This window comes from Paraburkholderia caffeinilytica (genome assembly GCF_046030355.1).
GTDB lineage: Bacteria > Pseudomonadota > Gammaproteobacteria > Burkholderiales > Burkholderiaceae > Paraburkholderia > Paraburkholderia caffeinilytica_B.
In genome coordinates this window covers 45,078-65,004 of record NZ_JAQQCQ010000002.1, presented here as the reverse complement: position 1 = coordinate 65,004, position 19,927 = coordinate 45,078, and the positions used below count along the sequence as shown (strand labels likewise).

The following is a 19,927-nucleotide window of genomic DNA, read 5'->3' as shown; positions in this document are numbered from 1 at the left end:
CAGCTATGTGGCATGAATCGACATAGGAGACACAACCATGAAGCAGGTCATTCGAGCGGTCGGCGCCGGCATGCTGGCGTTGGGAATACTGGGCACGGCAGGCGTTGCGCGTGCCGATGAGAAGGTCACGCTGGGCGTCGCGATTCCGACAGCCGACCACGGCTTTACGGGCGGCATCGTCTGGTGGGCGAACAAGGCGAAAACCGACCTTGAGAAAGCGCATCCTGATCTCAAGGTGATCGTGAAGACCGCGGCCGGCGCGCCCGAACAGGCGAACCAGTTGCAGGATCTCGTGACGGTGAACAAGATCAATACGCTGGTGATTTTCCCGTTCGAATCGGCCTCGCTCACGCAGCCGGTTGCGCAGGTGAAGAAGAAGGGCGTGTACGTGACGGTGGTCGATCGCGGCTTGACCGACACCAGCGCGCAGGATGCCTACGTTGCGGGTGACAACACCGCGTTCGGCAAGATTCCCGCCGAATATCTGGCGAAAGCGCTCGACGGCAAAGGCGACATCGTCGCGCTGCGAGGCATTCCCACGACGCTCGACAACGAGCGCTGGACCGCGTTTACTGGCGTGCTGAAGGCGTATCCGAACATCAAGATCCTCGATGCGAAGTACGCGAACTGGAATCGCGACGACGCCTTCAAGGTGATGCAGGACTATCTCACGCGCTTCAAGCACATCGACGCGGTCTGGGCGGCGGACGACGACATGGCCGTCGGCGTCATCAAGGCGATCGAGCAGGCCAAGCGTAGCGACATCAAGATCGTCTTCGGCGGCGCGGGCTCGAAGGGCATGGTGAAGAACGTGATGGACGGCGCACCGATGATCAAGGCGGACGTATCGTATTCGCCGAAATTCATCTACGACGCGATCAAGCTCACCGCCGAAGCGCGTCTGAAGGGCGACAAACTGCCGCCAACCACGATCATTCCGTCGGTGCTGATCACGAAGGAAAACGCGCAGCAGTTCTATTTCCCTGACTCGCCGTTCTGATCCTGGGCATCCGGCGCGCGCTTGCCGTGCTTCTGTTGATGAGGCATGGCAGGCGCGCCATAGTTCGAGGAACCGTACGATGAAAACCATCAAAGGGCCGGCGATTTTTCTCGCTCAATTCATGGGCGACGAGGTGCCGTTCGACAACTTCGCGCATCTGGCCGGTTGGGCCGCGAGCCTCGGCTTCAAGGGGGTCCAGGTGCCGTGCGATCCGCGCCTGATCGATCTTGAGCAGGCTGCGGCGAGTCAGGCGTATTGCGATGAACTGCGCGAGATCGCGGACGATGCGGGCGTGGCGATCACCGAACTGTCGACGCATCTGCAAGGGCAACTGGTGGCCGTGCATCCGGCCTATGACGTATTGTTCGACGGCTTTGCCGCGCAGCATGTGCGCGGCGATCCCGTTGCGCGCACGCAATGGGCGACAGAGCAAATGAAGCTCGCGGCGAAGGCTTCGCAGCGCCTGGGTCTCGACACGCACGTGTCGTTTTCCGGCGCTTTGGCGTGGCCGTATCTGTACCCATGGCCACAGCGTCCCGCGGGTTTGATAGAAGCCGCCTTCGACGAACTCGCGCGCCGCTGGACACCGATTCTCGATGCGTTCGACGAAGCCGGTGTCGACGTGTGCTACGAATTGCATCCGGGCGAGGACCTGCATGACGGCGTGACCTTCGAGCGCTTTCTGGACGCAGTGAAGCAACACCCGCGCGCGAACATTCTCTACGACCCGAGCCACTTCGTCCTGCAACAACTCGACTACCTCGCTTTTATCGACCTCTATCACGAGCGCATCAAGGCGTTCCATGTGAAGGATGCGGAGTTTCGTCCAAACGGCAGGCAAGGCGTGTATGGCGGTTATAGCGGCTGGGTCGAACGCGCGGGGCGGTTCAGATCGCTTGGCGACGGGCAAATCGATTTCGGCGCGATCTTCTCAAAGATGGCGCAGTACGATTTTCCCGGCTGGGCCGTGCTGGAATGGGAGTGCGCGCTGAAGCATCCTCAGGACGGCGCGCGCGAAGGCGCGGAGTTCATTCGCCGCCACATCATCCGCGTGGCCGATCATGCGTTCGATGATTTTGCGGGCAGCGGTGTGGATGCGGCGCAGCTAAAACGCGTGCTGGGCATTTGACTGCGATCTATGGGTGGGTTTGGAGGCGAGCTGACCGTCAAGCGGGTTGAAGCAGGTGAAGCAGATCGCAACGGAGCAAACGCAATGGTACAAAGAAGACTCAGGCTCGGCATGGTCGGCGGCGGGCAGGGCGCGTTTATCGGTGCGGTGCATCGGATCGCGGCGCGGCTCGACGATCGGTTCGAACTGGTAGCGGGCGCGTTGTCGTCCGATCCGCAGCGCGCGCAGGCGAGCGCCGCTGAAGCCGGTATCGCGCGCAGCTATGCGGGCTGGCGCGAGATGGCGCACGCCGAGGCCGCTCGCGACGACGGCATCGACGCCGTCGCGATCGTCACGCCGAATCATCTGCATGCGCCGGTGGCGACGGCTTTTCTCGAAGCGGGCATCCATGTGGTGTGCGACAAGCCGCTAGCAATTTCGCTGGCGGAAGGCGAGGCGCTTGCGAAGCTCGCTCGCGAGAAGAACAAGCTTTTTGCGTTGACGCATACGTATTCCGGTTATCCGCTGGTGCGCCATGCGCGCGAACTCGTCGAGAAAGGTGAACTCGGCGACATACGCGTCGTGCAAGTCGAATACGCGCAGGACTGGTTGGCTGAATCGATCGAAACGAGCGGCACGAACAAGCAGGCAGGCTGGCGCACGGATCCGTCGCTGGCGGGTCCTGCCGGCTGCCTCGGCGATATCGGCACGCATGCGTACCACGTCGCCGCCTTCATCACGGGGATGACGCCGTCGTCGCTATCGGCGGAGTTGCATACTTTCGTGCCGGGACGTCGCATCGACGACCACGTGCAGGCGATGCTGCGCTATCCGAACGGTGCGCGCGGCATGCTGTGGGCGAGTCAGGTGGCGAGCGGCGCGGAGAATGCGCTGCGTCTGCGGGTGTACGGGACGAAAGCGAGTTTGAGTTTCGACCAGGAGAATCCGAACGAATTGTGGTTCACGCCGCTGGCCGGTTTGGCCGAGCGCCTGACGCGCGGGCGTGTGAAAAGCGCGATCGCGGCGCATGCGACGCGCGTGCCGTCGGGGCATCCTGAAGGTTATCTGGAAGCGTTCGCGCAGTTGTACAAAGATGCGGCGTTGCAGATCGAAGCGTTGGATGCGGGGCAGCCGTTGCCTGCTGAGAGTCTGCTGCTTACAACGGTGGAGGACGGCGTGGCCGGTTTGCGTTTTATAGATGCAGTATTGGCAAGCAGCGCGGCGGATGGTCAGTGGCGCGAGATAAGCCCCGGTTGATCGTGGACACGTGACGCGCCCGCCCGGCAGCGGGGGGCGCCATTCAATTTCATCGCCGCCTGATTTTCAACCAGGCCTTGAGCGTGCCGAGGTCCTGGAACTCCACCAGATCGTATTCGAGCGACGCGATTTGTTCCTGAAGCATAAAAACGTCTTCTGTCAGCGCGTGCATTGCCTTCTTCGGCGTGATGGGGGCCATCGGGTCGAGCCCGTAGCGTTGCTTGAATCCCATTTCGACAAACATAATTTCGTCGTCGAGTTCGCCTACCTGCTCTTTTAATATCTTGTTGTAATGCTTGAGCCGGTCTTCGCTCAGATTGTCGAGCGCGTTCTGATCGATGTGTTCCAGTTCCAATTGCAATTCGAGCAAGCGCAGCAGGTTGTTCTTGCTGTAGGCCTCGTTGACACGTTGCATCAGCGCGGTCTTCCGTTTGCGTTCCTCAGGATCGCTTTCGCGGTCGGGATGCAGCGCGCTGGCCAGCTTGCGATACACCTCGCGAATCGAGCGGCTCAGTTGCGCTTCTTCTTCCTCGCGGCGCGTTTCGGCCGCCATCTGTTTCGCCGTCTTCTTTTTCGGGGGGCGTTGCGCCTGACGCGCCTGATGTTGCGCCGCTTGCGCCGCATCGTCCTGTTCGATATGCGCCTGCAGGCGATCCAGAACTTCATCGGGCGAGTTCATATCGATGTCGTCCAGTTCGACGCCCAATACCGTCTCCAGCATAGATTTCATTTCGTCTAACTCGGACGCTCTTTCGTCGTCGTAGTCGGACCCGCTGTGCCGGTTGTATAACGCTTTCAACTCGTCGTTATCTTCTTCCCTGAGGCACCTCGCCGCCAGATCGACAATGACCGCTGAAAGGGCGCGCCGTTCACTTTGGGTGATACGTTTCTGGTTGCTCTGCTCGTCGAGAAGGTGCGCCATCCGCGCACGCAAATGTTGCATCTTCTGCGTCAGCGGCAGCAGTTCATTAACGTACGTTTGCTGGAAAGCCGGCGCGAACTCTTCCCACGCGCTCAAACTGGCGCGCCGCTTTTCGATCTGTTTGATCAGCGTGTTGAACGCTTTCTGGCCCTTCGACAGGGTGGGTTGATTGTGGTCCGGCGCGATGCTGACGGATCTGGCGCTTGTCCTGGTCATGGAGCGGATATCTGCGGTCGTCAAATGGGATGCGGCGCTGCCTAGCTGCCTTTACTCTTCCTGATCTGCTCTTCGAACGCAATATCGAGTTTGCTCGCCTTGCGCGGTTTCGGCGGTCCGAAACCGTCGACGAATTTGACGAAATCGTCGAGCGTCAGCGGATCGGAGACTTTCTTGTCCGTGCCGCTCGATTTGTCGACGAGATAAAACAACCCGCCGGACAGGCTGATCGCGGCGAACTGCGGATTGCCGCTGCGGGTTTTCAGCCGTTCGACGGCGTGGATGGCTCGGGTGGTGCGCATGTTTTGGGAGGGGCGGCAAATTGAAGGGTGCACTTTAACAGCAATCCGCGGCGCAACCTGGTAAGGGCAGGGGGCCCGGGTGATGAGCTGAAAATCTGTACGATTTTATGGTGCATTCATAAAATTCGTACACGAGCAGGCCATGCCGTGGCCTGCCCGAACGTGGGTCCGGGCGGCGAGCATGATCATTGACCCGGCAGCGGCCAACTCAGACGATCGGCTCGCCATGCGGCCCGCTCGAACGGAACGACACCCGGCACGAGCATGCTGCTTACTGACTCAAGTAGACGAACTTCCCATTCTTGATGACGCCCATCACACTGGCGCGTTGATCCAACCCGACATGGTCCTTCGGGCTGGTATTGACCACCCCATTCGGCACAACCAGTTCATGCGCGTGCTCCAGTTCGTCGCGCAATGCGGTTCGGAACGCCGGCGTGCCCGGCTGCGCCGTCTTCAACGCACGCGCGACCGCATCCTGCAAACGCGGGTACACGCCCGCTGCATCGCCCGCAAATTGGGTCACGCTGCCCGGGCCGTACTTCGCTTCGTATTCGTTGGTGAACGCGAGCGCCGCCTTCTTTGCCGGATGGTCGGCCGGCAGCGTGCGCGCCACCACGACCGGCTGCGTTGGGAACAGCGTGCCTTCCACGTCCTTGCCGCCCAGTTTGATGAACTCGGGCGTGGCGATGCCGTGCGTCTGATAGATCGGGCCTTTGTAGCCGCGTTCGATCAGCGTGCGCTGCGGCAGCACGGTCGGCGTGCCGGCTCCGGCGATCAGGATCGCATCCGGTTTGGCTGCCATCAGCTTGAGGATCTGGCCGGTGACGCTGGCGTCCGTGCGGTTATAGCGCTCGGTGGCCACCAACTGAATATGCCGCAAGGCCGCGAACTTGCTGAACTCGTTGAGCCAGCTTTCGCCGTAACCGTCCGCGAAACCGATGAAGCCCACCGTCTTCACGTTGTGGTTCGACATGTAGCGCGTCATGACGTCGGCCATCGCGCTGTCGGTTTGCGCCATCTTGTAGGCCCATACCTTCTTGCCTTCCTGCGGCTCGACCACGCTCGCCGAGCCGATCAGCGTGATCATCGGCGTCTGGCTTTCCGCGACCGGATCGAGCGCGGCCATCGCGGCCGGCGTAATATTCGGGCCGACGATCACGTCGACGTGGTCCTCATTGATCAGCTTGCGGATGTTGCGCACCGCATTGCCCGGATCGGATGCGTCGTCGAGGAAGATGTAGTCGGCTTTCTGGCCGGCGATCGTGGCCGGCCACATCAGCATCGCGTTCTTGCTCGTAATGCCGATCACGGCGGCGGGGCCGGTGCTCGACAGGTCGATGCCGACCTTGATGTCGGCCTGTGCTGCGGTAGCGAGCAAGAGCGCGCCGAGAGCGGCGAGGCCGCTGATTTTTTTCTTATACGACATCATCGAAGGGTCTCCGTAGCGGGAAGCGTGGTCAGTTCAAAGTTCGTAGGTTTCGTGTTCGCCTTTGAGCGCCTGTTCGATCAGCTTGCGGTTCATGCTCGGCGACAGGAGTTCGACGAGCGTATACACATAGCTGCGCAGATAGGCGCCCTGTTTCAGCGCAACGCGCGTCACGTTGCTGCCGAACAGGTGGCCGACCGGCATGGCGCGCAGATGGCGGTCGCGCTCGGCATTGAACGCGATATCCGCCATGATGCCGACGCCCAGACCCAGTTCGACATAGGTCTTGATCACGTCGGCGTCGATTGCCTCCAGCACGATGTCCGGATGCAAGCCGCGCAGGCGGAACGCCTCGTTGATCTTGGTGCGGCCGGCGAACGCGTTGTCGTACGTAATCAGCGGATATTGGGTCAGATCATCCAGCGACAAAAGTTTGCGGTCGAGCAACGGATGATCCGGCTGCATCACGGCAACATGGTGCCACTGGAAGCACGGCAGCGAGACCAGCTCCTTGTAGTTAGCGATCGCTTCGGTGGCGATGCACAGGTCGGCCTGGTCGTGGATCACCATTTCGGCCACCTGGGTCGGGCTGCCTTGCAGAATTGAAAGGTGAACTTTCGGGAAGCGCTTCTTGAATTCGGCGATCGCGGCCGGAAGTGAGTAGCGCGCCTGGGTGTGGGTGGCGGCGATCACCAGATTGCCCTGATCCTGCGCTGCGTAATCTTTACCGACCCGCTTGAGGCTCTCAACCTCCTGCAGAATCTTCTCAACCGATTGAAGAATGATGCGGCCCGGCTCGGTCAGGGAGCGCACGCGCTTGCCGTGGCGCGTGAAGATTTCGACGCCCAGCTCGTCTTCCAGCTCGATGATCGCCTTGGAGACGCCCGGCTGGCTTGTAAACAGCGCCTTGGCCGCTTCGGTCAGATTGAAATTCTGCCGCACAGCCTCGCGGACGAAGCGGAATTGGTGCAGGTTCATATATAACCTCTCCGCATATCAAAAGAATTTTTTAGTCGTTTGAAATATAAGGCGAGTTTATTACGATCTGTCCATCTTTTTCAATATGGATATCTGTATTTGTCATAAGCAAATGAGAGATGGGTCTAAACCCTGACTCGGCTGGACTGACAAATAGAGATATCCAGGGCGCGGCGGAACCGGACCGCCGTGTGTCACGCAAAAAAATTGGGGTCCCCGAATGTACCAATACGATCAGTACGACCAGACCATCGTCGATGAACGGGTCGCGCAATACGCCGATCAGGTTCGCCGCCGCTTGTCCGGCGAATTGAGCGAAGAGGAGTTCCGTCCGCTGCGCCTGCAGAACGGTTTGTACATGCAGCGTCACGCGTACATGCACCGCATCGCGATTCCGTACGGCAACCTGCGCAGCGATCAGATGCGCGTGCTGGCCCAGATCGCGCGCGAGCACGACCGCGGCTACGGTCACTTTTCGACGCGCTCGAACATCCAGTACAACTGGATCAAGCTCGAAGAAACGCCGGAAATCCTGCGCAAGCTCGCGGCTGTGCAGATGCACGGCATTCAGACCTCGGGCAACTGCATCCGTAACATCACGGCTGACCAGTTCGCCGGCGTGGCGCCGGACGAAGTGGTCGATCCGCGGCCGTGGGCAGAAATTCTGCGCCAATGGTCGACGTTCCACCCGGAATTCGCCTGGTTGCCGCGTAAGTTCAAGATTGCCGTGTCGGGTTCGAAGGAAGACCGTGCTGCCGTGCAGATTCACGACATGGGCGTGTATCTGAAGAAGAACGAGCAGGGCGAGCTGGTGGCCGACATCCTGGCCGGCGGCGGCATGGGCCGTACGCCGATCATCGGCGCGATCATCCGCAAGGATCTGCCGTGGCAACACCTGCTGACGTACTGCGAAGCCGTGCTGCGCGTATACAACCGCTACGGCCGCCGCGACAACATGTACAAGGCGCGCATCAAGATTCTCGTGAAGGCGCTGAGCCCGGAGAAATTCTCGGCGCAGGTCGAGGAAGAATGGCAACACCTGAAGGACGGTCCGTCGACGCTGACGCAAGCGGAAGTGGATCGCGTGTCGCAATACTTCCAGCCGCCGGTGTATGAAAAGCTGCCGGATACGGATGCTTCGTTCGAGAACCATCTGCTGGAAAACCGTGCGTTTGCCCGCTGGGTCGAGCGTAATGTGCGTCCCCATAAAGTATCGGGCTATGCGTCGGTCACGCTGTCGCTGAAGCCGACCACGATCGCTCCGGGTGACGCTACGGACGCGCAGATGGAAGCGGTCGCCGATTGGGCCGATGAATACTCGCTCGGCGAAATCCGCGTGTCGCACGAACAGAACCTGATTCTCGCCAACGTGAAGAAGCGCGACCTGTTCGCGCTGTGGGAAAAGGCCAAGGCGCAAGGTTTCGCGACGCCGAACATCGGCTTGCTGACCGACATCATCGCGTGCCCGGGCGGCGATTTCTGCTCGCTCGCGAATGCCAAGTCGATTCCGATCGCGCTGGCGATTCAGGAGCGTTTCAACGATCTCGACTACGTGTACGACCTCGGCGATGTGTCGCTGAATATCTCGGGTTGTATCAATGCGTGCGGCCATCACCACATTGGCAACATCGGCATTCTGGGCGTCGATAAGGACGGCTCGGAGTGGTATCAGGTGACGCTCGGCGGCGAGCAGGGCACGGGCGCCACCGGCGCGCATCTCGGCCGCGTGATCGGCCCGTCGTTCTCGGCGGAAGAAATGCCGGACGTGATGAGCAAGGTGATCGATACGTTCGTGGAAAACCGCCACGAAGGCGAGCGCTTCATCGAAACGTACAACCGCATTGGCATGGCCCCGTTCAAGGAACGTGTGTACGCCTCGCGTCAACCGGCTCACGCGTAACCGCGAAAAGGATACTGAACAGATGGCTTCTATCATCAAGAACCGCGCGATCGTCAACGATGACTGGACGGTGGTGCGCGCCGCTGAAGACGGCACGCTGCCCGCAGTCGATGCTTTGCCGGCCGGCAAGGTGCTGGTGCCGCTCGCGCTGTGGCAGGCTTCCCGTGATGCACTGCTCGCTTCGCGCGGCGCTGCTGAAATCGGCGTGTGGCTCGCGCCGGATAGCGAACCGGCGGATATCGTCGGCGACTTCGACGCGATCGCGCTGATCGGCGTGGACTTCCCGGTGTTCCGCGACGGCCGCGGCTACAGCATTGGCCGCCTGTTGCGCGAGCGCTATGGCTACAAAGGCGAACTGCGCGCGATCGGCGACGTGCTGCGCGATCAACTGGCGTTCATGTTCCGCTGCGGCTTCGACGCGTATGCACTGCGTGAAGACAAGGATTTCGACGACGCGCTCAAAGCGTTCGACGAATTCAGCTTCAACTATCAGGGCGCGGTGAATTCGTCGCCGCTGTTCCGCCGCCGCGAAGCGGGCGAATTGGCCAAGGCCCCGGCATGAGCGAAGTCCAATCGCTCACGCCGGAGCTCGCTGCGAAAGTCGAGCGCCTTAACGCGCTGCTCGATTCGATCGCCGCGCGTCACGCGAACGTGAAGCTCGCCAGCAGCCTCGCGGCGGAAGACATGCTGCTCACACACGCGATTCTGTCGCGTGGCGTCAAGATCGGCATTTTTTCGCTGAACACGGGTCGCTTGCATGCAGAGACGCTGGGCATGCTTGATCGCGTGAAAGAGCGCTACGGTTACGATATCGAGCAGTTTCACCCGCAAGCCGCCGCGGTTGAAGAGTATGTCGGCTCGCATGGTCTGAACGCGTTTTATGAAAGCGTCGATCTGCGCAAGCGCTGCTGCGAAATCCGCAAGGTCGAGCCGTTGAACCGCGCGCTGTCGGATGTCAGCGCATGGGTGACGGGCCAACGCCGCGAGCAGTCGGTCACGCGTGCCGAACTGCACGAGGAAGAACACGACGCCGCGCGCAATATCGCCAAGTTCAATCCGTTGACAGACTGGACCGAAGCCGAAGTGTGGGCTTATCTGAAAGCGTTGGACGTGCCGGTCAATCCGCTGCACGCCCGCGGTTACCCGAGCATCGGCTGCGAACCGTGTACCCGCGCGATCCGTCCCGGTGAAGACAGCCGGGCAGGGCGCTGGTGGTGGGAGTCGCGCGATACGAAGGAATGTGGTCTGCACATCACGACGATTACGCCGATCCCTGTCAGCAGCGGCGAAAACGCTTCGGCATAAAGCATTCAGGCGGTTCAGGTCTTGGTTTCCGACCTGAGCGCCGCACATACCGATTTGAATACTTCCGCGAGGCAAGCAACCGCTTGCGACGCGAATCAACGAAGGACCCAAACATGAGCACCACGCTCGATTCCACTGTCAATGCACCGCTCGCCAACACGGCGAACCGGATGGATCACCTCGATTGGCTCGAAGCCGAGTCGATTCACATCCTGCGCGAACTGGTCGCCGAATGCAGCAAGCCCGCGCTGCTGTTTTCGGGCGGCAAGGATTCGGTCGTGGTGCTGCACCTCGCGCTGAAAGCCTTCGGCATTGGCGCGAATCGCAAGACCGTGCTGCCGTTCCCGCTCGTGCATATCGACACCGGCCACAACTACGACGAAGTGATCGACTTCCGCGATCGCCGCGCGAAAGAGATCGGCGCTGAACTGGTGGTGGGTCACGTCGAAGATTCGATCAAGCGCGGCACGGTGCGTCTGCGTCGCGAGCTGGATTCGCGCAACGCCGCGCAAGCCGTGACGCTGCTCGAAACGATCGCTGAACATGGGTACACCGCGCTGATCGGCGGCGCGCGCCGCGACGAAGAAAAGGCCCGTGCAAAAGAACGGATCTTCTCGTTCCGCGACGAATTCGGCCAATGGGATCCGAAGGCACAGCGCCCGGAACTGTGGAGCCTCTACAACGCGCGTCTGCACAACGGCGAACACCTGCGCGTGTTCCCGATCTCGAACTGGACCGAACTCGACGTGTGGCAATACATCGCCCGTGAACAGCTCGAACTGCCGTCGATCTATTACGCGCATCAACGCGAGATCGTGCGCCGCAACGGCCTGCTCGTACCGGTTACGCCGCTCACGCCGATGCGTGAAGGTGAGACCAGCGAGACCGCGCTGGTGCGTTTCCGCACCGTGGGCGATATCAGCTGCACATGCCCGGTGGAAAGCGATGCGGATGATCTCGAGAAGATCATCGCCGAGACGGCCGTGACCGAAATCACGGAACGCGGCGCGACGCGGATGGACGATCAGGTTTCCGAAGCCGCGATGGAACAGCGCAAGAAGCAAGGTTATTTCTAAGCACACGACGAGGGCAATACAATCATGAGCGGTATTCACCAACCAGAAGACCTCGGCGTGCTGCGTTTTATCACTGCGGGCAGCGTCGACGACGGCAAGAGCACGTTGATCGGCCGCCTGCTGTACGACAGCAAGGCGGTACTGAGCGATCAACTCTCGGCACTGTCGCGCGCAAAGAATAAGCGTACCGTTGGCGACGAAATCGATTTGTCGCTGCTGACGGACGGCCTCGAAGCCGAACGCGAGCAGGGCATCACGATTGACGTTGCGTACCGTTATTTCGCAACGGCGAAGCGCAAGTTCATCATTGCCGATACGCCGGGTCACGAACAGTACACACGCAACATGGTGACGGGTGCATCGACCGCGCATGCGGCGATCATTCTGGTCGACGCGACGCGTGTGACGTTTGTCGACGGCGTGGCGCAACTGTTGCCGCAAACCAAGCGTCATAGCGCGCTCGTGAAGCTGCTCGGTCTGCAGCATGCGATCGTCGCGATCAACAAAATGGACCTCGTTGACTACAGCGAAACGCGCTTCAACGAGATTCGCGATGCGTATGTCGAACTCGCGCGTCAACTGGGTCTGAACGATGTACGCTTTGTGCCGGTGTCGGCGCTGAAGGGCGACAACATTGTGACGGCCAGCGAAAGCATGCCGTGGTACGCAGGCGAGCCGCTGCTCGATTTGCTCGAAGCGTTGCCGGTCGACATTCCGACGGGCCAGGCGCTGCGTTTCCCGGTGCAATGGGTCGCGCGTCAGGACGGCAGCCAGGCTGACGATTTCCGCGGCTACATGGGCCGTGTCGAAGCGGGCGAGGTGAAGGTCGGCGACACGATCGTGGTACTGCCGGCGAATCGCGAAGCGACGGTTGCCGAAATCATCGCGCCGGTAACGGGCGGTACGGCGGCGGTAGACCGCGCGTTTGCCGGCCAAACCGTGACGATCCGCCTGGCGGAAGACGTCGACGTATCGCGCGGCGACACCTTTGTGTTGCGCGAAGCGGCGCCGGAACCGGCGAAGAAGCTGGAAGCCGACCTCTGCTGGTTCGACGACACGCCGCTGTCGACGCAGCGCAAGTACTTGTTGAAGCAGACCACCAACACGGTGTTCGCGCGGATCGGTGCGATCAAGGAAGTGCTCGATGTGCATACGCTGTCGCAGGCGACCGATCGCAAGGAACTGGCGATGAACGACATCGGCCGCGTGGCGTTGACGTTGCAAAAGCCGCTGGTGTGCGACGTGTACGACTCGCATCAGGGCACCGGTGCATTCGTGCTGATCGACGAAGCGACGCATCACACGGTTGCGGCTGGGATGATTCGGGCGTTTTCGGCGTAAGCGGACAATGCGTGGCCGCGCACGGTTGGCACCTTAACGAACAGGTTGATGCAAATGGGTAAGGTTTATCTGATCGGCGCGGGGCCGGGTGCGGCGGATCTCATCACGGTACGCGGCGCGCGGTTGCTGGGCATGGCGGATGTCGTGTTGCATGACGCGCTTGTCGAGCCGGCCATGCTCGACTATGCGCCTGCTCACGCGCGGCGGATTGCGGTGGGTAAGCGGTGCGGGCAGCTTTCGACGGCGCAGCAGTTCATCAACAAGCAGATCGTCGATGCTGCGCTTGAGCATGAGGTGGTGGTGCGTCTGAAGGGCGGCGATCCGATGCTGTTCGGGCGCGCCGATGAGGAGATGCGGGCGCTGGAAGCGGCGGGCATCGAGTATGAGGTTGTGCCTGGGATTACCGCTGCGCTGGCTAGTGCGGCTTCGTTGAAGCGGTCGCTTACGCTGCGTGGCGTTTCTCGTAGTGTTGCGTTGGCGACTTTTAGTCGTGCGCCGGGGTCTGAGGAGATTCGCGAGCAGGTTAATGCGGATTCGCTTGTGTTTTATATGGGCCGGGATAGTGGGGTGGAGATTGCTCAGCAGTTGATTGATGCGGGGCGGGGTGTTTCTACGCCGGTGGCGATTGTTGAGGCTTGTAGTACGGAGCGGGAGCGGATGCTGACTCTGACGCTTGAGGAGCTTGCTGCTGGCGAGGCGCAGCGGTGGGTTGATGCTTCGCAGCCTAGTCTTTTGATGATCGGGGAGGCGTTTGCTGCTCGGCAGCAGGGGGGGCGTTCTGCTGAGGGGTTTTTAGTCGCGGCTTAAGGTTTTGGTTTTCGCTTTCTGCCTTCTGCCTTCTGCCTTCTGCCTTCTGCCTTCTGGTTTCTGGTTTTGCTGTTGCTTTGGGTCTTTGCTTCTGGTTTTGGCTGTGCGGTCGTGCTGTTTTCCTGGTTTTGTTTGTACGCTCTCGGCTCGTTGGTCTGGTCTGCCTGCGGCGTTGGCCTTTCCTTGAGTTCTTATTGGTCTATTAGCGTTGCCCCTGTGCGGGGCGGCACTTACTTTCTTTGCCGCCGCAAAGAAAGATAAGCAAAGAAAGCGGCTCACACCGCCAGCTTATAAGCGGGTCCCCCGCACAGCCGCGGTAGTGGTGCATCTGGAATCCGTGCCCTCGCATTCTCCGCCTCAGTGACAAGGCAGTCATTCTTCCCGTCTCACACTTCGTGCTCGCCGGAAGCGTTTTTTTCCGTCGCGCTTCGCGTGACGTCGCGGTTTTATCTATCAAATACCCCGGTTCTTTGCTGAAGTTTCTTCGGTGCTGTAGTCCTGTGTTCGGGCGCGTGCTTGCGAAATTTCGGAAATGGTGGCTTCCCCCGCTCTTTAGCCTGGGCAGGCGATCACTCGCGGAACGATACGTTTTAAACTCAATTCGCCGTCGAGTTATCGACGGCCGGGCTTGGCAGCCTGCATACCACGCACGTACTCCTGTCTCGGCAGGTTGTGCGTCTGTTTCAGCGCGTCCTCTAGCTATGGGCGGGCCGTGATAGGGAGATCTTCGGGTCTGCTGGTTTGCTGTGGTGCCAGTCTGCCAACCGTATCACTGAGCCCGCTCACCACTTCGCAAACTACAAGCGCTAGTGCGTCGGGCGGTCCAGGTAAGTTTCAGGGAGATCGCGCCATGAGTAAATCCGTCAAGAAATCACGAACCACATCGCGCCCACCCGTTGACGCACTTCAATACGAAAAACTTGCCCTGTCTGCTTTCGGACTTGTTGAGCGCCAACTAAGCCAACTGGACAAATTAGTCACGCTTGCGACCTCGATATTCAGGAGTCCGTCGGTGACACGTGAGGAGAGGTATCGTCAGCGGCAATTGCTGGAAGTGCTGATCGACACTGGCGAGGACTATCGGCGAGAGGTCGAGATTGATCGCGAGTTGTACCAGGTCATTGCGCTTGATGCGAAGGGAGTACCCCAAAGCTGTATCACGGCGCGTCACGCAGCGAACCTTCTAGCGAAGACCACGCAGAGGGCGCCGAAGAACGGCAAGGGCACGCGCGCAACGGGGGCAATGCGCAACAGACAAGGGCGCTTTAAAACGATCACGCGCCCAATTGCGACAGCACACTGACAAAAACCCGCGGTACTAGGCTACAAGTGAACTGCACCCCGAATCGTTGGACGGGCGTCCAACTTTTGGGGTGCAGTTCAAAACATAAAAAGGCGTTAGCGCCTTTTTATGTTGTAGATGGATAGCACTCATGCTTCGCCAACAGATCGTGGCTCGTCATCGCATCTGTCTCACCTTCATCATCGCGATTGGAACGACAACCGCAACGGTACCCGCGGCCGGGACGGTGATTCAGCGCACCGACATATCATTGAGGTGGGTGTTCTTGGGGAGTACAGAGGCGGTGTCGCCGAGGCGAAGCCGACGGCCCCACGACCACAACCGGCGGTTTCCCATGTATACCCGTCCGCGACGCACGCAGTGCGGAGTGGGAGCTGACCAGTGCTTTGTCACTAACGCGGAATGTGCGAGAACACAGATTCCAGATGCACCACTACCGTGACGGCGCGGGGGACCCGCTTATAAGCTGGCGGTGTGAGCCGCTTTCTTTGCTTATCTTTCTTTGCGGCGGCAAAGAAAGTAAGTGCCGCCCCGCACAGGGGCAACGCTAATAAACCAATAAGAATTCAAGGAAAGGCCAAAGAGCCAAGACCAGAGAGCCAACCCCAAGGACACAACCCCAAGCACCGCCGACCAGGCAAAAAAAATCAACCCTGCCGAAGGCAATACTCAGCAACAGCGTCCAACACCCCCTCATCCTCACCAACCGCAACGGCGCACCGAATCTCGGCAGAAGGATACAACCCGCGACACCGTTCAACCACCGCAGGCAAATCCTTCCGAACATGCCCACCTTGCCCAAAAAACACCGGCACAACAGTCACAACAGAACACCCGTCGGAGACAAGATCCCCCACAGCAGTCGGCAAATCCGGTTCCATCAACTCAAGAAAAGCCAGCAAAACCGGCCCAGCGTCAGCATCAGAACCGCGGGCAACCCGCAACTTCCCAGCCAGCCTCTCGAACGGCTCACGCCACCGCACATCCCGCGCGCCATGCCCAAACAAAACAAGTCCATGCATAGCCATGACACCGGCTCCTAATGGCGATCAACCCACTTCAACCCAACCAGCCCCAGCACGAGATAAACCAGCCCAGGCGTAGCCGCAGTCAACGGCGCAGGCCACGTATTCAACGTGCCGATATGCGAGAACAGCGTATTGAACAGCTGGAAACTCATCCCCAGCATAATCCCGCCGAAAACCTTCACCCCCACCACGCCCGCACGCGTATGCAGATACGCAAACGGCAGCGATAACACCAGCATCACGAACACCGCGAACGGATACAGCAGCTTGCGCCACAGCGCAATTTCATACCGCTGCGTGTCCTGATGATTCTCGGTCAAATGCTGGATGTAGCGGAACAGATTGAACATCGACATCCGGTCCGGCGAGACCAGCAGCACCGACAAGATCTGCGGCGTCAGCTCCGAGCGCAGCGAATACGCCGGCAACGCCACCTGCTTCGCACGGTACACCGGATTCAACGCATCGGTCGTGCCCGGAGGAGGGGGGACGTCGATAAGCTGCGTGTCCGTCACATCCGTCAGCTGCCAATGACCCGGCGGCTGATACGTGCCGCTCTTCGCAATCCGCACGTTCGAAAGGCGGAACTTCGAATCGAATTCGTAGATGCGCACATTGCTGATCGTCGCGTCCGGCTTCAATTCGCCGACGTTCACAAAGCGCGTGACCTGTTCGCCGTCCGCCCGCGCGGTGAGCGTGTCCTTCACCCATACGCCCGACTCGAAGTTGCTCGACACCGATGAGCCCAATGCCTCGAGCCGCACGCGTTCCGACAGTTGATCCGTGTACGGACCGACCACTTCGCCGATCAGGTAGGTCAGGAACACCAGCGGAATGCCGATCTTCATGAGCGAGCGTAGCGCCTGATTGGTGGCGAGGCCCGACACGCGGAAAATCGTGTACTCGGAGTTCGCCGCCATTTGCGCGAACACGTAGATCGCGCTGATCAACGCAGCGACCGGAATGATTTCGTAGAAGCGCGACGGCGTTTGCAGCGCGACGCGCAGCACCGCGTACTGGAACTTGTAGTTGCCGTGGCCGACGGAATTCAGTTCGTTGATCAGGTCGAAGAAGAAGAACAGACCCGAAAAGGCAAACAGAATAAAGATGAACGTGAGATAGATCTGACGCGCAAAGTACCTTTCATAAATGCGCATCGGTCAGGCCTCCTGCGAACGGCGGAACATCGCCCGCGTGAATAGCGGCCGGTTGCGCACCCGCAGCCAGAAGATGAACGCGACGATCACCGCCACAATAATGTGCAGGCCCACCAGCCCAACGCCGAACGACATCTTGCCTTGCTCGATCCACGACTGCACCACGTTCAACAGATTCGAATAGGTCAGATAGATCAGGACGGCCATCACCAGGTTGATCGTCCGGCTGCGCCGCGGGTTCTGGTGCGCGAGCGGAATCGCCAGCAGCATCAGGTTGATCGCGATCAGCGGCAGCCCGGCCCGCCAGGCGAATTCGGCGAGATTGTCGTCAGTGGGGTTGCGCAGGAGCGTGAGCGTAGGCAAGCCAGTGGTGGTCGGCGTATTGACGACCGGCTGGCTCTGGATCTTCAGGCCATAACGTTCGAATTCCATGATGCGGAAATCCGGGTGGCCCGGTTCGCCGTCGTAGCGGCGGCCGTTTTCCAGCACGACGAAGCGGTCGCCGTTCTTGTGGGTTTCGGTGTGGCCGGTCTTCGAGACGACCACGTTGACCTTGCCGTTTTCCGTGCTGGTCACGAACACGTTCTCGACGCGCGCCTGGTCGGGCGACATCTTCTCGATAAAGAACACGCGGTGGTTGACGGCCGACTCGCGGAATTGACCCGGCGCGAGCAGCGAGACCTCATCGCGTTGCTGGAAGCGCGCGCGGATCAGCTTGCTCTGCTGATTCGACCAGGGCCAGCCGACGAACACGAAGAACATGATGAGAATGATGATCGGCGTGGCGAAAATACCGATCGGCTTGATGAAGCGGGTCAGGCTGACGCCCGAGGCGAGCCAGACCACCATCTCGGAGTCTTTGTACCAGCGGGTCAGCACGAACAGGATCGACACGAACAGGGTCGCGACGAGCATGATCGCCACGTAGCCGATCACGGTCAGGCCGATCAGGACCAGCACGTCGCGCGGGTCGATCTCGCCCGAGGCGGCGAAGCCGACGATGCGGATCATCATCGTCGTCAGCACGAGCGTGAGGAGAACCATGAACACGGCACCAGCCGTATACGCGAGTTCGCGCTGGAGGGAGCGTTCGAAGATCATTATTGATGATGAGAGGGGGCGCTCTCAGTGACGCACGGTTGGTTCCCGTCACGTCTCCGGTGCAGCCGCCGCGGGAAAAATAGCGGATAATTGCGGCTTTCATCCTAAGCCCAGATTTTATCCGAGGACAAGCGCGATGGACTTTAGCATAAAAGCCTGTGATTGGACCAAAGGCTCGTCAAACGGTTTCCTGACCGGGAAATCCGATTGCATCGTAATCGGCGTGTTCGAGTCGCAAACGCTCTCGGGCGCTGCGCTGGAGATCGACGCGGCCACCAAGGGCCTCCTGACCCGCGTCATCAAGGCCGGCGACATGGACGGCAAGGCCGGCACCACGCTGTTCCTGCACGAAGTCTCGGGCATCGGCGCGTCGCGCGTGTTGCTGGTCGGTCTCGGCAAGCAGGACGCTTTCAGTCAGAAAGCCTACGGCGAAGCCGCGCGTGCCGCCTGGCGCGCATTGCTCGGCACCAAGATCGTCCAGGTCACCTTCACGCTCGCCCAGTTGCCGATCCTCGAGCGCTCGGCCGATTGGGGCGTGCGCGCCGCGATCCTCGCGCTGCGCGAGTTGACCTACCGCTTCACGCAGATGAAGAGCAAGCCGGACAACGCGCCGCGCGCCTTGAAGCGCATCGTGTTCAGCGTCAACACCGGCGACGAGAAGGCTGCCAAGCTCGCGGCCAAGCAGGGCGGCGCGCTGGCCAACGGCATGGACCTGACGCGCGACCTCGGCAACCTGCCGAGCAACGTCTGCACGCCCACCTACCTCGCCAACACCGCGAAGAAGCTCGCCAAAGACTGGAAGCTGAAAGTCGAAGTGCTCGGCGAAAAGCAATGCGAAGCGCTGAAGATGGGCTCGTTCCTGTCGGTCACGGCCGGCTCGGTCGAACCGGCTCAGTTCATCGTGCTGCAGTACCACGGCGGCGCTGCGAAAGCCGCACCGGTGGTGCTGGTCGGCAAGGGCGTCACGTTCGACACCGGCGGTATTTCGCTGAAGCCGGGCGAAGGCATGGACGAGATGAAGTACGACATGTGCGGCGCCGGTTCGGTGCTGGGCACGTTGCGCGCCGTCGCCGAAATGGGCCTGAAGATCAACGTGGTCGGCATCATCCCGGCTGTCGAGAACATGCCGTCGGCCACTGCCACCAAGCCGGGTGACGTTGTCACCAGCATGAAGGGCCTGACGATCGAAGTGCTGAACACGGACGCCGAAGGCCGGCTGATTCTGTGCGACGCGCTGACCTATGCCGAGCGCTTCAAGCCGGCTGCGGTGATCGACATCGCCACGCTGACGGGCGCCTGCATCATCGCGCTGGGCCATCACAACAGCGGCCTGTTCTCGAAAGACGACGCGCTGGCGGGCGAACTGCTCGACGCATCGCGTGAAGCTTCCGACCCGGCCTGGCGCATGCCGCTCGACGACGAGTATCAGGATCAGCTCAAGTCGAACTTCGCTGATCTGGCTAACATCGGTGGCCGTCCGGCGGGCAGCGTGACGGCGGCGTGCTTCCTGTCGCGCTTCACCGAAGCGTATCCGTGGGCGCATCTGGACATCGCCGGCACCGCATGGAAGAGCGGCGCGGCGAAGGGCGCTACCGGCCGTCCGGTGCCGTTGCTCGCGCAGTTCCTGATCGACCGGGCCGATGACGGTCGGGCCGCGGACGGTCGCGTTGCACAATGACGCATTGCAGTAAGGTTGC

At 60.6% G+C, this 19,927-nt stretch carries 18 protein-coding genes; 11 read left to right on the top strand and 7 right to left on the bottom strand.

From position 1 onward, the window contains the following. The first annotated feature begins 37 nt into the window (after positions 1-37). From PQQ95_RS02680 to PQQ95_RS02670, 3 genes are all read left to right on the top strand, one after another. On the top strand, positions 38-1,000 hold the full coding sequence (locus PQQ95_RS02680; protein WP_408434669.1) for a substrate-binding domain-containing protein: 963 nt from the start codon (positions 38-40) through the stop codon (positions 998-1,000). Between the two features lie 79 nt (positions 1,001-1,079). Then, positions 1,080-2,129 carry a sugar phosphate isomerase/epimerase family protein gene (locus PQQ95_RS02675; RefSeq protein WP_408434667.1) on the top strand — a complete coding sequence of 350 codons (1,050 nt, stop codon included), beginning with the start codon at positions 1,080-1,082 and terminating at the stop codon, positions 2,127-2,129. Positions 2,130-2,213: 84 nt separating this feature from the next. Then, entirely contained in the window at positions 2,214-3,365 is a 1,152-nt protein-coding gene (locus PQQ95_RS02670; RefSeq protein ID WP_408434665.1) for a Gfo/Idh/MocA family protein, read from the top strand. Between the two features lie 49 nt (positions 3,366-3,414). On the opposite strand, the gene PQQ95_RS02665 is transcribed toward PQQ95_RS02670, so the two are convergent. From PQQ95_RS02665 to PQQ95_RS02650, 4 genes are all read right to left on the bottom strand, one after another. Further along, a complete protein-coding gene (locus PQQ95_RS02665) occupies positions 3,415-4,383 on the bottom strand; it encodes a molecular chaperone DnaJ (RefSeq protein ID WP_408434663.1) in 969 nt (322 codons plus the stop codon). A gap of 161 nt (positions 4,384-4,544) precedes the next feature. Further along, positions 4,545-4,805 carry a hypothetical protein gene (locus PQQ95_RS02660; protein WP_063495029.1) on the bottom strand — a complete coding sequence of 87 codons (261 nt, stop codon included), beginning with the start codon at positions 4,803-4,805 and terminating at the stop codon, positions 4,545-4,547. Positions 4,806-5,076: 271 nt separating this feature from the next. Beyond that, the gene (locus tag PQQ95_RS02655; RefSeq protein WP_408434661.1) at positions 5,077-6,237 is read right to left on the bottom strand and encodes an ABC transporter substrate-binding protein; all 1,161 of its coding nucleotides are present in this window, start codon (positions 6,235-6,237) and stop codon (positions 5,077-5,079) included. A 33-nt stretch (positions 6,238-6,270) separates the two neighbouring features. Next, positions 6,271-7,212 carry a CysB family HTH-type transcriptional regulator gene (locus tag PQQ95_RS02650; RefSeq protein ID WP_007175965.1) on the bottom strand — a complete coding sequence of 314 codons (942 nt, stop codon included), beginning with the start codon at positions 7,210-7,212 and terminating at the stop codon, positions 6,271-6,273. A 220-nt stretch (positions 7,213-7,432) separates the two neighbouring features. On the opposite strand from PQQ95_RS02650, the gene PQQ95_RS02645 reads away from it, so the two are divergent. The 7 genes from PQQ95_RS02645 to PQQ95_RS02615 all read left to right on the top strand — a co-directional run bounded on the left by PQQ95_RS02645 (position 7,433) and on the right by PQQ95_RS02615 (position 14,944). Continuing rightward, positions 7,433-9,112, top strand: coding sequence for a nitrite/sulfite reductase (locus PQQ95_RS02645; RefSeq protein WP_408434659.1), 1,680 nt, complete (start codon positions 7,433-7,435; stop codon positions 9,110-9,112). Positions 9,113-9,134: 22 nt separating this feature from the next. Next, positions 9,135-9,674 (top strand): DUF934 domain-containing protein, encoded by a 540-nt coding sequence (locus PQQ95_RS02640; protein ID WP_408434657.1) that lies wholly within the window; start codon positions 9,135-9,137, stop codon positions 9,672-9,674. Beyond that, positions 9,671-10,417, top strand: coding sequence for a phosphoadenylyl-sulfate reductase (locus PQQ95_RS02635; protein ID WP_408434655.1), 747 nt, complete (start codon positions 9,671-9,673; stop codon positions 10,415-10,417). The genes PQQ95_RS02640 and PQQ95_RS02635 overlap by 4 nt, the downstream gene beginning before the upstream one ends. 113 nt (positions 10,418-10,530) lie before the next feature. Further along, positions 10,531-11,493, top strand: a complete 963-nt coding sequence (cysD, locus tag PQQ95_RS02630; RefSeq protein ID WP_111934005.1) for a sulfate adenylyltransferase subunit CysD — start codon at positions 10,531-10,533, stop codon at positions 11,491-11,493. A gap of 24 nt (positions 11,494-11,517) precedes the next feature. Continuing rightward, complete coding sequence (locus tag PQQ95_RS02625) at positions 11,518-12,834, top strand: sulfate adenylyltransferase subunit 1 (protein ID WP_408434653.1); 1,317 nt, start codon at positions 11,518-11,520, stop codon at positions 12,832-12,834. A 54-nt stretch (positions 12,835-12,888) separates the two neighbouring features. Further along, positions 12,889-13,641, top strand: a complete 753-nt coding sequence (cobA, locus tag PQQ95_RS02620; protein ID WP_408435310.1) for a uroporphyrinogen-III C-methyltransferase — start codon at positions 12,889-12,891, stop codon at positions 13,639-13,641. 850 nt (positions 13,642-14,491) lie between these two features. After that, on the top strand, positions 14,492-14,944 hold the full coding sequence (locus tag PQQ95_RS02615; protein ID WP_408434651.1) for a hypothetical protein: 453 nt from the start codon (positions 14,492-14,494) through the stop codon (positions 14,942-14,944). Between the two features lie 647 nt (positions 14,945-15,591). On the opposite strand, the gene PQQ95_RS02610 is transcribed toward PQQ95_RS02615, so the two are convergent. Genes PQQ95_RS02610 through lptF form a run of 3 tightly spaced genes read right to left on the bottom strand, consistent with a single transcriptional unit; the run spans position 15,592 to position 18,230 of the window. Continuing rightward, positions 15,592-15,972, bottom strand: coding sequence for a sirohydrochlorin chelatase (locus PQQ95_RS02610; protein WP_408434649.1), 381 nt, complete (start codon positions 15,970-15,972; stop codon positions 15,592-15,594). Between the two features lie 11 nt (positions 15,973-15,983). Then, positions 15,984-17,129 carry an LPS export ABC transporter permease LptG gene (gene lptG, locus PQQ95_RS02605; RefSeq protein WP_408434647.1) on the bottom strand — a complete coding sequence of 382 codons (1,146 nt, stop codon included), beginning with the start codon at positions 17,127-17,129 and terminating at the stop codon, positions 15,984-15,986. A gap of 3 nt (positions 17,130-17,132) precedes the next feature. Beyond that, on the bottom strand, positions 17,133-18,230 hold the full coding sequence (lptF, locus tag PQQ95_RS02600) for an LPS export ABC transporter permease LptF (RefSeq protein WP_408434645.1): 1,098 nt from the start codon (positions 18,228-18,230) through the stop codon (positions 17,133-17,135). A gap of 136 nt (positions 18,231-18,366) precedes the next feature. On the opposite strand from lptF, the gene PQQ95_RS02595 reads away from it, so the two are divergent. Then, the gene (locus tag PQQ95_RS02595; protein WP_408434644.1) at positions 18,367-19,908 is read left to right on the top strand and encodes a leucyl aminopeptidase; all 1,542 of its coding nucleotides are present in this window, start codon (positions 18,367-18,369) and stop codon (positions 19,906-19,908) included. The last annotated feature ends 19 nt before the right edge of the window (positions 19,909-19,927 follow it).

Coding starts and splice junctions, on each gene's coding strand:
- PQQ95_RS02680 (WP_408434669.1), top strand. CDS start 38: ATGAAGCAGGTCATTCGAGCGGTCGGCGCCGGCATGCTGGCGTTGGGA.
- PQQ95_RS02675 (WP_408434667.1), top strand. CDS start 1,080: ATGAAAACCATCAAAGGGCCGGCGATTTTTCTCGCTCAATTCATGGGC.
- PQQ95_RS02670 (WP_408434665.1), top strand. CDS start 2,214: ATGGTACAAAGAAGACTCAGGCTCGGCATGGTCGGCGGCGGGCAGGGC.
- PQQ95_RS02660 (WP_063495029.1), bottom strand. CDS start 4,805: ATGCGCACCACCCGAGCCATCCACGCCGTCGAACGGCTGAAAACCCGC.
- PQQ95_RS02655 (WP_408434661.1), bottom strand. CDS start 6,237: ATGATGTCGTATAAGAAAAAAATCAGCGGCCTCGCCGCTCTCGGCGCG.
- PQQ95_RS02650 (WP_007175965.1), bottom strand. CDS start 7,212: ATGAACCTGCACCAATTCCGCTTCGTCCGCGAGGCTGTGCGGCAGAAT.
- PQQ95_RS02645 (WP_408434659.1), top strand. CDS start 7,433: ATGTACCAATACGATCAGTACGACCAGACCATCGTCGATGAACGGGTC.
- PQQ95_RS02640 (WP_408434657.1), top strand. CDS start 9,135: ATGGCTTCTATCATCAAGAACCGCGCGATCGTCAACGATGACTGGACG.
- PQQ95_RS02635 (WP_408434655.1), top strand. CDS start 9,671: ATGAGCGAAGTCCAATCGCTCACGCCGGAGCTCGCTGCGAAAGTCGAG.
- cysD (WP_111934005.1), top strand. CDS start 10,531: ATGAGCACCACGCTCGATTCCACTGTCAATGCACCGCTCGCCAACACG.
- PQQ95_RS02625 (WP_408434653.1), top strand. CDS start 11,518: ATGAGCGGTATTCACCAACCAGAAGACCTCGGCGTGCTGCGTTTTATC.
- cobA (WP_408435310.1), top strand. CDS start 12,889: ATGGGTAAGGTTTATCTGATCGGCGCGGGGCCGGGTGCGGCGGATCTC.
- PQQ95_RS02615 (WP_408434651.1), top strand. CDS start 14,492: ATGAGTAAATCCGTCAAGAAATCACGAACCACATCGCGCCCACCCGTT.
- PQQ95_RS02610 (WP_408434649.1), bottom strand. CDS start 15,972: ATGGCTATGCATGGACTTGTTTTGTTTGGGCATGGCGCGCGGGATGTG.
- lptG (WP_408434647.1), bottom strand. CDS start 17,129: ATGCGCATTTATGAAAGGTACTTTGCGCGTCAGATCTATCTCACGTTC.
- lptF (WP_408434645.1), bottom strand. CDS start 18,230: ATGATCTTCGAACGCTCCCTCCAGCGCGAACTCGCGTATACGGCTGGT.
- PQQ95_RS02595 (WP_408434644.1), top strand. CDS start 18,367: ATGGACTTTAGCATAAAAGCCTGTGATTGGACCAAAGGCTCGTCAAAC.